General features: G+C 61.9%; 12 protein-coding genes and 1 pseudogene. 6 read left to right on the top strand and 7 right to left on the bottom strand.

All coding sequences use genetic code 11. From position 1 onward, the window contains the following. The coding region (locus KBZ12_RS17925) for a peptidylprolyl isomerase (RefSeq protein WP_254959428.1) at positions 1-233 on the top strand (233 nt) is incomplete at its 5' end. Between the two features lie 413 nt (positions 234-646). Here the strand turns inward: KBZ12_RS17925 and KBZ12_RS18780 are convergent. Then, positions 647-796 (bottom strand): annotated as a pseudogene (locus KBZ12_RS18780) (response regulator transcription factor); the annotation flags it as partial. Positions 797-1,082: 286 nt separating this feature from the next. Here KBZ12_RS18780 and KBZ12_RS17920 point away from each other — a divergent pair. Next, positions 1,083-1,328, top strand: a complete 246-nt coding sequence (locus tag KBZ12_RS17920; protein WP_254959427.1) for a ribbon-helix-helix domain-containing protein — start codon at positions 1,083-1,085, stop codon at positions 1,326-1,328. 69 nt (positions 1,329-1,397) lie between these two features. Here the strand turns inward: KBZ12_RS17920 and KBZ12_RS17915 are convergent, their stop codons facing one another. The 4 genes from KBZ12_RS17915 to KBZ12_RS17900 form a co-directional block, all read right to left on the bottom strand. After that, positions 1,398-2,486 carry a helix-turn-helix domain-containing protein gene (locus KBZ12_RS17915; protein ID WP_254959426.1) on the bottom strand — a complete coding sequence of 363 codons (1,089 nt, stop codon included), beginning with the start codon at positions 2,484-2,486 and terminating at the stop codon, positions 1,398-1,400. Positions 2,487-2,546: 60 nt separating this feature from the next. After that, positions 2,547-3,035 (bottom strand): hypothetical protein, encoded by a 489-nt coding sequence (locus KBZ12_RS17910; RefSeq protein WP_254959425.1) that lies wholly within the window; start codon positions 3,033-3,035, stop codon positions 2,547-2,549. Between the two features lie 71 nt (positions 3,036-3,106). Then, positions 3,107-4,498, bottom strand: a complete 1,392-nt coding sequence (locus KBZ12_RS17905; protein ID WP_254959424.1) for a peptidylprolyl isomerase — start codon at positions 4,496-4,498, stop codon at positions 3,107-3,109. Positions 4,499-4,530: 32 nt separating this feature from the next. Next, the gene (locus KBZ12_RS17900) at positions 4,531-4,914 is read right to left on the bottom strand and encodes a hypothetical protein (protein ID WP_254959423.1); all 384 of its coding nucleotides are present in this window, start codon (positions 4,912-4,914) and stop codon (positions 4,531-4,533) included. Positions 4,915-4,983: 69 nt separating this feature from the next. Here KBZ12_RS17900 and KBZ12_RS17895 point away from each other — a divergent pair, with 69 nt between their 5' ends. The 3 genes from KBZ12_RS17895 to KBZ12_RS17885 all read left to right on the top strand — a co-directional run bounded on the left by KBZ12_RS17895 (position 4,984) and on the right by KBZ12_RS17885 (position 7,440). Continuing rightward, positions 4,984-5,490, top strand: coding sequence for a hypothetical protein (locus KBZ12_RS17895; protein WP_254959422.1), 507 nt, complete (start codon positions 4,984-4,986; stop codon positions 5,488-5,490). A 45-nt stretch (positions 5,491-5,535) separates the two neighbouring features. After that, positions 5,536-6,318 carry a class I SAM-dependent methyltransferase gene (locus KBZ12_RS17890; protein WP_254959421.1) on the top strand — a complete coding sequence of 261 codons (783 nt, stop codon included), beginning with the start codon at positions 5,536-5,538 and terminating at the stop codon, positions 6,316-6,318. 813 nt (positions 6,319-7,131) lie between these two features. After that, positions 7,132-7,440, top strand: coding sequence for a hypothetical protein (locus KBZ12_RS17885; RefSeq protein WP_254959420.1), 309 nt, complete (start codon positions 7,132-7,134; stop codon positions 7,438-7,440). Positions 7,441-7,874: 434 nt separating this feature from the next. Here the strand turns inward: KBZ12_RS17885 and KBZ12_RS18590 are convergent, their stop codons facing one another. Beyond that, positions 7,875-8,153 carry a Uma2 family endonuclease gene (locus KBZ12_RS18590; protein ID WP_315859337.1) on the bottom strand — a complete coding sequence of 93 codons (279 nt, stop codon included), beginning with the start codon at positions 8,151-8,153 and terminating at the stop codon, positions 7,875-7,877. Then, positions 8,128-8,493: a Uma2 family endonuclease gene (locus KBZ12_RS18585; protein ID WP_315859438.1), complete on the bottom strand. Its 366-nt coding sequence runs from the start codon at positions 8,491-8,493 to the stop codon at positions 8,128-8,130. The genes KBZ12_RS18590 and KBZ12_RS18585 overlap by 26 nt, the downstream gene beginning before the upstream one ends. Before the next feature lie 643 nt (positions 8,494-9,136). On the opposite strand from KBZ12_RS18585, the gene KBZ12_RS17875 reads away from it, so the two are divergent. Then, positions 9,137-9,544, top strand: a complete 408-nt coding sequence (locus tag KBZ12_RS17875) for a type II toxin-antitoxin system PrlF family antitoxin (protein ID WP_254959419.1) — start codon at positions 9,137-9,139, stop codon at positions 9,542-9,544. The last annotated feature ends 134 nt before the right edge of the window (positions 9,545-9,678 follow it).

Here is a 9,678-nt window from a genome sequence, read left to right as displayed (position 1 = left end):
GCGGCCCCGGCTACACGATCCCCTGCGAGATCAACGCCCAGAAGCACAAGGCCGGCAGCCTGTCGATGGCCCACGCAGGCCGCAACACCGGCGGCAGTCAGTTCTTTCTGTGCCATGGCCCCCAGCCCCACCTGGATGGCCAGCACACTGTTTTTGGCCACACCGACAACATCGATGTGGTGCTGGCGCTCAAGAACGGCAGCCGCATCAATAAGGTGACGATCGAGGAGTGACGCCCTGCCCCTCCCCCAGCGGGGGGGGGGTAGCGGTGGTTGGCCAACCCGGAAGCGAGATGTTCGCTCTGGGCTTGCTCCTGCTCGGCCGCTTCAAGATGGTTGATGAGCAGTGAGATGATCAGCTCGGTCAGCGTCTGATCGTTCAGCAGTGCCTGGCGCTTGGCCAGCTGGTGCAGTCTGGCTGGTAACAAGACCGAAAGCTTCTTGATTGATTTCCCCGATACCGTCATCGAGGCGGGCGGCTGCTGATCGGACCAGGTCGCGGTGCGTGCGCTCGTTGTCATCATGCGATGTCTGCCGAACTTGCTGCAGTCTGCAGCAAGTTCAGGGCGAACCGTTGGGCTGATCCCCCCCCTCAAATGGGGGAGGGATGACCCGCCAGCTTGTTGCCGCCAGGACCAGACCGCCGCCGCCAGTCGGTTGTTGCTGCCCAGCTTGCGCCGTACGGTCTTCACGTAGCTGCGAGCCGTTTCGTGGCTGAGCCCTAGGCTGCTGGCGATCTGGCGATCGCTCAGGCCCCGGCCAACCAGCTCCAGCACCTCCTGTTCCCGCGGCGTCAGCGCTCAGCACAGCTGGCGGCTGCGACATTCCTTGATCCGGCCTGTGGATCCATCGCAACAGCCATGCTGGGAGCGTAAATCTGCGCCAAGTGATTGTGCCGCGCCGCAGCCCCGCCTGGCAGCGGCCATGAATTCGTAGCCCTTGATATATGTAGGAAGCGTTGGTGGCGGCCTGGGCGAGCCTGCTCCATTGCGAAGCAAGTGGCTGAATTGCGAAGGACCTGGGCTGATGGGCGCGGAGTTTTGCTTTCAGCCTGATAATACTATATAGCTTAAGATGCAGGACATGATCAGCGCTGCTCACAGAGTTCATTTAAATCTTCAAGGTAATCAGATGGTGGCAAAAGAAATTTTTCCTGAGAGTTCTGAGAGTGCTGAGAGTGCTGTGGCCCCCGAGCCGATGAGTCGCATCACTGTCAGCCTGCCTCGCAGCCTCTGCCGCCAGTTTCGGTTGCATGCGTTTGACCAAGACACCACACTCTCGAGCCTGATGGCCAGGTTGATCCGTCAAGAGCTCAGCGGTAATGGCTGATGGTGGTTTGTCGAGATAGGCAGGTCCTTCGGGGGTCGGGCTGGCTCTGCAGCAGATCTGGACAGCCCATCATCGCTGCGGCTCGCCGGTGGATGATCTTATCAGGATGGTTACTTTGAAGCCCTGATTTGTATCACTACCGCAGCTGTTAACTGTATTCAGATACTCAATTGCTGCTTTTGTGCTGCCAAATTGACAAAACTGAGAAATGTTATCAAGGGCGCCTTGTTGCTTTTTAATGGCCTCCGTTTGATGCTGTTCTTCCCTGGGGCTGACCCCATAGCAATCTTTGTAGCACTGGCGATTGAGGCTGGTGTTGCTGAGGCCGGAGCGGCCCATCAATTGCTGGATTGAGAGATGCTTCCTCTCCGCACTCCAGAGATATTCCCGCAACTGGCTCATGCGGGCCAGTTTCAACCAGCGCATGGGAGAAATGTCCAGCCTGTTCTTGAAGCAGACCTGCACGCTGCGGGGGGTCAGGCCGATTTCTTTGGCTAATTGTTGCAGGCTGAACGACTTGCTGAGCCGACTGATCATCCACGCCATGGTGATCGAGACGTGGCCTGCGGCGTTGGCGTCGCTGGCTGTGGGCGGGCCGAGCAGGTGCCGGAGCTCCTGGCCGAGCCGGTTGAAAAAAGCCTCGATGATCGTGGGGTGCCCGTTGAGCTCCGTGCTGGCGAGTTGCTCGCCCAGGGCTTCGATCAGGCGCACCAGGCTTGCTGGTGCCGCCACGCCCTGGAGGCTGTTGAGCTGGGACACCGCAATCGCCTGGGCGGAGAGCTCACGCAGCAGGGCGGCGCTTTCCAGCCGCAGGTCGGTGACCTTCGCGTTGTGATGGTGGCTGACGCAGCTGTGGCCGGCGAGGTGCCAGTGCAGGGTTGGGCCCGGGGGATGGGGGCCGGCGTCGCTGAGCGGGCCGGTGCTGCTGAAGCCACCGGGGTGGAAGCTGAGCATCAGCGCGAAGAAAGCATCGGACAGTTCGCCCTGGTTCGTGGCCTGTCCGTAGGTGCTGACGTGCCGCACCAGCAGCGTCGGGCTTTCGATGGTCTGGATGCGGAAGTGAAAGTCGTCGGAGATGTCGACGAGGTTGCTTTGGGCCGCGGAGCTCAGAAATTGTTGATACCGATCAGCCTTCCCCTCCAGCAGGAGATGCTGCATGGCAGCCTGTGACCAGACAATCATCGAAACTAAGGCTTCCCCGGGCGGCCTAGACGACGATCAGAACCATCGCCAGCGGCGGCTCACGGCGGGCAGGGGTGGAGGCAGCGCCTGCGCCAGCTGGCGGGCGCTGGCATCACGGCCCAGCTGACGCAGGGCTTCATAGGCCCGCAAGCGCCTGAGCCAAGCCGCGTTGTCGCCGCCCTGATCCGGGTGCCAGCGCAGGCTGCTGCGGCGCCAGTGTCGCCGCAGCTCGCTGACGCTGCAGGGGCCGCTGAGCCCGAGCTCCAGCCAGCAGCTGCGCGTAAAAACCTCCAGCTGATCCAGTTCAAACCACTGCTTGCGCCCGTCCAGATTGGTGAGGCACCAGCCCTGTCGCTTGCGGCGCAGAGTGTCGAGCCTGTGCTGGTGCTCGCGGGCCTGGCTGTGGATGCGCTCAACGGCCAGCCCATCGCGGCAATGCTGGGTGGCGCGATCCATCAACGCCAGGGTGAGCGAGATCGCGAGGCTGATGCCCCACCAGAGGGCCGCCAAGCCGACCACTGTCAAGAAAAGAGTGGAGACGGCCATACTGCCGAGCCCGTAAGGGGGGATTGCTCGGGTCTGAAACCTCTGATTGCTTACTTTAGTCCTTGTAGGGTGTTGTCCGGCCGGGGCGGAAGCAAACTGAACGACTGGAACAGGGCTGGCAGATCGCCCACGCTCTGCTCGATCTGATCGAGGTGGTGCATCACGCTGGCGTCCAGATCCTGTTCGAAGATCTCCCACATCAGTTGCTCACAGAGAGATTGATCGAGGCTGGCGGGGAAGTGGTGCAGCAACCTCACGATGCGGAGGTCACCATCGAGGCGGCAGGGCGGATGGATCTCTCCCGGCCTCAGGCGCGTCAGCAGGCTCCGTAGCTCCGGACCCAGCGCACTGGCCTGCACCGGTCCCACCAGCCCTCTGGTCCAGCGCTCCTCCCCTTCCGAATAGCGGGTGGCAAGCTGGCCGAAGTTGCTTTCACTGATCGCCAGCAATTGGTGGAACTTTTGAGCCATTTCGACATCACTCAGCTGGATGCACTCATACACATAGCGATCAAAATCTGCTGCCCGCTGGTGGAAATGGTCGCTGGCCCGCTCGTGGAGATTGGTCTCGATCCAACGCCGGAGCCGCAGATCATCCCAGCTCTCCATCAGGGCAAACCGCGTCTCCGCAGAAAGCGTCAGCAGCCACTCGGGATCGAGTCGACTGGGATAAGGAGGAGGAATGTCCAGATCCTTCATCAACTCGCTGATCACGTCTGCCATGGCGTGCTCAGGAAAGATCACCGATGAGAGCAGATCACTCACGATCCGCCGGCGCAAGGCATCGGCTGTCACGTCGTAGCGCTCCAGCACGGCCAGATCCGTGGCGGGTTGCTTCGCCACGGTCGGAACGGGTACCAGCCCGGCCTGGGGTTGCAGTTCAGACTGCAGCTGCTGGAGCAGGGAGGGAGGGGGCAGGACATCAGCGTAGGAAACCTGCCAGGCCCGGAACACGGCCACCTGGCGCTCCGGCGCGAGCGCCAGCAGGGCGTCCAACCAGGGGGCCAGGGGCTCCTGAAGCAGGGGCGCCAACTCTTGCCGCAGCAGGGCGAAACAGGCTGGTAAATCTGCCGGCTGGTGATGCTGCAACAGGGGGCCGAATGCGGCTTCGGCCGCCGCCAACACAGGCGGTTCAAGCAGGCTGCGCAGGCGATCGTGGCTCTCCTGCAGCCAGAATTGCAGCGAGTCGGGGCCACTGCTGCGCAGACCCGGGGCCAGGCAGCCGCCCACGGCGGCGATGCGGGCCTCCAGTCTGCGGAGGTCACTCTCCGCCCAGCGGCCCTGTCGCGCACCTGTGAGCAGCTGTTCAGCGCCGAGCAACGCCTCGCTGATCGCCTCCAGGCTGATGTCATGGCGGGGCGGATCGCATTGCCACACCAGGGCCATGGTCTCCAGGGCCTGCACCTGCAGCCGGCTGGGCAGCGATGGGAACACAGCAGTCATCGATTGAGGCGGTATGGGACCGGTGATGGTGATCATCGCGTCTTCCTTTCGGCGGCGAACCACTGCCTCTGTGACACCCACTTAAGGTTGATTGCCGTGTAGACGCCGGGATGCAGCCGCCCCAACACAACCCCCCAGGTCCGGAACCGCAGGACGCGCCTTTGTCCGAACAGCCGTTGCCTGCGGCCACCAGCGACGAAGTGAGCATTCCCTTGACTCCGGCTGAACAGGAGTTGGGCAAAGCCACCCAGATCTTGGTGGAATCCTCCAACCGGGCCCTGCGCCAGTCGAGCGAAAAGCTCAGCCTGCTTCAGGATGAAGTGAGTGAATTGCGCACCTGCCTGGAGGGCGTCAGCGCCAATCTGGCCGCTGAGCGGGAACAGCGGATCGTCGCCGAAGCCCAGCTGGCTGCTCACCTGGCCTCCGCCAGGAATAATGAGCTGGCTGCCCTGCTGCGCGAGGCAGCTGAGCGCCAGCTCGAACAGGTGAAGCGCATGGAGGGGTTCAGCACCGCCTTGAGCAGCAATCAGCGCCCGCCGGCTCCTGAGAGCACCTACCAAGCACGCCGCAACGTTGTATCCGCCTTTCTATCGGCGCTGGCTGGGGCTGTGGTTGGAGGGGGCGTGGCGGTGTTGGGGATGCAGATGTTGTGGCCGAGCCGACAGGCCAGCCACCTTGCCCAGCCCGCCACTGCTCAGCACAGTCCCCTGAAGCCTGTTGATGCAGGCACCAAACCACCCTCGCCAGTTCGGAAAGACACCCTGCATCTGCGCTGTGATCAGTCGTGCTGGCTCGATGTGCGCGACATTCCAAGCAACAGGGTTCTGGTGTCGAAAAACCTCAAGGGTAAGCTGAGCCTGCAAATCGGCTCAGGACTGGATGTGTTCACAGCCCGGGGCGATCTCCTGAAGATCCGGATCAACGACGGGCCGGAATCCCCGTTTAGCAAGCGGCTGGCGGGTAATCGGACCTTCCTGCCCCCCCCATCCTGAGCGATGTCGGGGGGCAAACCGCAGCTCTTGAATCGGCAGCAACTGGTGCCCGAGCTGCAGCGGCTGCTTGCGTCGGGGGCAAGCAGCCATGACCTGCTGGTGGTGGCCGCCCACTTCCGGCGGTTGGAGCTGGAGCAGTGGCTCTGGCGCCATCTTCAAGGTCAGATTGCGGCCGGGCCGTTCCGAGGTCTGCACTATCCAGAACAGGCCCATGGCTCAACCCTGGCGCCAAAGCTGCTGGGCACCTACGAAAAGGAAATTCAGGCTGACCTGATGGCCCTTGTGGCCGGAGCCCGCACCTTTCTGAACATCGGCTGCGCCGAGGGGTACTACACCACAGGGTTGGCTGCGCGCGCCGATCGTCTGCAAGTGGTGGGGGTGGACGTCGATCAACGGGCCCTGCAGGCAGCGATCGCCAGTGCCCAGGTCAATGGCGTGAACCAGCAATGTCGATTCACTGCTGATCTGCAAACCGCGATTGGTTGGCTGGAGCGGCTTGATCTGGTGTTGATTGACGTGGATGGCGCTGAGCTGGATGTACTGGCGAGGCTGTTTACCGCTAGCAAAGAACAAGCGCTGAGCAAGGCAACCCTGATCATCGAAACTGATTTTCATGCCGATCAACACTCTAATCGCTCTGAAATCATCGCAAGCCTGGTGGAGCATGGTTTTCAGATTCAAGCCGAACGCAAACAATCCATCCACAACAGGTTCAGCGATTTTCCCGATCTGAACTTGCCGCGCAACTTCTTTGATCAGTGCCTGCTGGGTCTGGAAGGACGTCCCGGCGATCAATCATGGTTGATTGCAAGCAAAGCTGAGCGTTGACATCCGTTGATCAGAGCGACTCTCCGTGTTCCAATGGACCTGCAGAGGGGAGACCAAGTGAGCCGACAATCGGAACTCACCCTGCCATGCGCGCTCTTGCCAGTACTGGCGCAGCATCCGAGCCCAGCTGGTGAACTCCCACGATCCGCGTCGCTACCGGAAGGCCTTTCCAGGGCTGAAGCTGATGACGCCTGAGGCCGCTTCAGCCAGAAACACCAGCATGGCCGTGGAGCCATCGGCCAGCTGACCGCAGCTCTGGAATCGCATAGGCTCAAGCGCGTGCACCAGGGCCTCGCCTGGGGGTGCCACGGCCAGGTTTTTGAGGCGGCCGCTGACCTTTTCTCTCAGGATGGCTTAAAGACTATGGGCGGCTACCGATGCCTGGCGGAAGCCCTGACCACCAAAGGCGACCTGGTGCTGCACTGGCAGCCGTAGGGGCTAACCGCTGGACAAACATGATGGGATCAGCAGACAGCTTGAGGATTCATAACCGGCGCCTGTATCTATGCATCTGCCACCGGCCTCCTCTTTTTGACGTTCCGCCCTATGTGAATCTGATACAAACCGCTGATTTCCTTACGAACCAACCCTCGCTATCTGTGAGGCGCTACCTGCAGGAGAGGCAGATTACACCACCTACAAGCTATCTTTTTGATTACGCAGCGATCCTAATTCATGACAAACTCATGGCGCTGAAGGGCGAGGTGGATGCGGTTGTCACCCTTCTGCATCGCAAGATAGATCTGCACCACCAGACCCCATGGCAACCCCGCCAGGAATCTCATGCATTCTTGGCTTAGTCCAGCGAAAGCCATGGATGTAGATGCTGAGCTAGCGCTAATTGCCAATGATACGCTTTATCCCCATCCTCATTATTATCGCCATGGAGTGATGGCGGCTTACGGCCAGTACCATGTGATTCAGGACTACCTCAGGATTGCCGCGATCTGCCTGGACAATGGCCTGATCTCAACAGGTGAATTGATGTCAATGGCCAGGACGAAGGTGCTGTTCTGGTGTCCAGGTGTGGGCAGCCTGCCTTATGCAGGAGCGATTGATCTGTATGGCTGGGCAGCTCAATATATCAACATCGTGCACGAATCAGGCTATCGATGCCAATGACCGGAACATCCTTATCAAAAACGAGCTATCAGCTTCTTTGCGGAACGACTGCTTTCGCACAAGTTGATGGGTTGGCTGCTGCAGGCGGGAATGATCTCATCTAACGAAACCGGCCAATGCGTTGTCAAAAAGTCAAACATTGGCTATTTGTGTAATTGCATTGAAGATGCTGAATCAATGGAAATCCAAAGACCAGGCATGTATTAGATTGTGATGGTTCGGTTCCGTGCAGGCCGGCTTCACGCTCGGCTGCAGCGGTGCGGCGGTGCGGAGGATGATGTTGCCGATCGGGAAATTCGGGGCCAGCTTCCAGCACCGAGAGGCATACGAATCGCTTGGGATCGCCGCTGGGCGAGCGCCGTTGGCCTGGTAAGACAGCTCGATGTTGAGACCGCCGGTTTCACTGCCTGCGTTCCAGCGAGATGGTCATCCGTTCAGACCTGCCAGATCTCCTGCAGCTCGATCTGCAGCCCGGGGAACAGGGGGCCAGCATCGAGGCAGGTGGCGGCATCCAGTCGGGCAGGCTCACCGCCGCCGAGGGCGGGCCACACCTCCACGGCTTGCTGCTCGGGGATCAGCAGCCAGCCGAGCTGGGCGCCGTTGGCCTGGTACGCGGCCATCTTGCGGCGCAGGGCCGTGAGGCCGCGGGGGGCCTGCTCGCTGGGGCTGGCCAGTTCCACCACCAGATCAAGGGCAGAGGGGGGCAAAGCCACGGCGCTGCTCGGGGGTGAGGGCCTGCCAGCGAGCGAGGCGCACAAGCGAGGCATCCGGGCTCAGCACCGAGCCATCGGGTAATCGGAAGCCCGTGGAACTATCGAACAGCTTGAGAGGAAGACCTGAGGCTCGAACGGCAATCCAGAGCAGGGCTCCGAGGGCTTGGTTCCTGGATCCCGTTTCGCTGCCGGTGGGGGTCATGTGGATCAGCTGACCGCTGGCGTCGAGCTCCAGCACGGCGTTGGGGTTGGCCTGGCACACGAGCGCAAACTGCTCGGGCGTGAGCCGCAGCTGGTCTGGCAGCAGCAGCGATGCCAGGGCATCACCGGTGCGGGCCATGGGCACAGGGGCGTCTGCAAGCGTCATGGCCAAGTAGCAACGCTGGAGTGAGCGTAGGGCGGCTTGCCGGAGGCCGTTGCCGCTACGGATTTCACCTGCACTTGGCCGCACGATGGCTGCGGGTGATGGTCAACTGTAGCCCGGGGAACAGGGGGCCAGCACCATGCCCATGTTTTCAGCGGTGATGGAGCGCTGCCCCGCCCTGAGATCGGGCTATTGGTGGGCCACGTCCCAGGGTTCCCGGGGGCTCACAGCCGGGGGGAGACCCTCGATCGGCGGCAGGCCAACCTTGAGGAGGTGATTGCCATGCTCCTGGAGGGCGGCGAACGGACCCGGGCTGCGCCGTTTCCATGCGGGTCAGCCCAGGCTGATCAGCCCCTGTGCCAAGCGCCAAAGCCTCCCGATTGGCAGTGGGGCGAGTCGCCACCGGGCCGGCGCACACCCACCTGAATCCCTCGGCCAGTCATCTGGCTGCGTCTGGCCGTTGGGGTTGGGGTTCTGTGCCGTTCCCAGATGGTTGCCCTGCCGCTTCTTCCCATTGGATAAGCAGGAGGATCTGATCCGGGTGGCCATAGCCGCCCTGCGCCAGCACCCATGGCAATGCGGTTGCATTACCATGGGTGCCATGCTCTTGGCTGGCCCCATGGCTGTTTTCCCCGCCTCTGCTCCGGCCGCCACAGCTGGGGAATCCCCGATTGAGGAGGTGCAATCGGCCCTCACCGACCGCTACCAGACCACGGTGCCGCAGCCGGTGCGGCGGGCCCTGGGGCTTCGCAAGCGTGACCGGATCCGCTATGCCATCCGCGCCAACGGCGAGGTGGTGCTGCAGCGCCTCTGTCCTGAGCCTGTAGAAGACGATCCAGCGCTGGCCCCTTTCCTGTCGCTGCTGCAGCAGGACATCACCGTCCATCCCGAGCGCCTCCAACCCATCACGGCGGATCTGGCGGGCCGCTTGCAGGAATTGGTGGGCGGGATTGAGGTGAATCTCGATGCACCGCTGCTAGACGACGATGGCTACGCGGGCGACCTGGCCACAGGCATCACCGTTTGATGGCGGGCGTGCCCGGTGTCAACTACGTAGGCGGGTCGCGTCAATTACGTAGGCGGGTTACCCCGGGGCCTCCCCCTGCCATGGCAGGGGGAGGCGACAGCGAAAAGTGAGCCACCCTGGCCCGGTCCTCTGCC

This window comes from Cyanobium sp. Cruz CV13-4-11 (genome assembly GCF_024346055.1).
GTDB lineage: Bacteria > Cyanobacteriota > Cyanobacteriia > PCC-6307 > Cyanobiaceae > Cyanobium.
This window is presented reverse-complemented; position numbering and strand designations above follow the sequence as displayed.

Bases quoted from the DNA above. Each gene is read 5' to 3' on its own strand.
- KBZ12_RS17875 (WP_254959419.1), top strand. From the start codon at position 9,137: ATGGCTGTTTTCCCCGCCTCTGCTCCGGCCGCCACAGCTGGGGAATCC.
- KBZ12_RS18585 (WP_315859438.1), bottom strand. From the start codon at position 8,493: ATGGCCCGCACCGGTGATGCCCTGGCATCGCTGCTGCTGCCAGACCAG.
- KBZ12_RS17920 (WP_254959427.1), top strand. From the start codon at position 1,083: ATGATCAGCGCTGCTCACAGAGTTCATTTAAATCTTCAAGGTAATCAG.
- KBZ12_RS17885 (WP_254959420.1), top strand. From the start codon at position 7,132: ATGGATGTAGATGCTGAGCTAGCGCTAATTGCCAATGATACGCTTTAT.
- KBZ12_RS17915 (WP_254959426.1), bottom strand. From the start codon at position 2,486: ATGCAGCATCTCCTGCTGGAGGGGAAGGCTGATCGGTATCAACAATTT.
- KBZ12_RS17905 (WP_254959424.1), bottom strand. From the start codon at position 4,498: ATGACTGCTGTGTTCCCATCGCTGCCCAGCCGGCTGCAGGTGCAGGCC.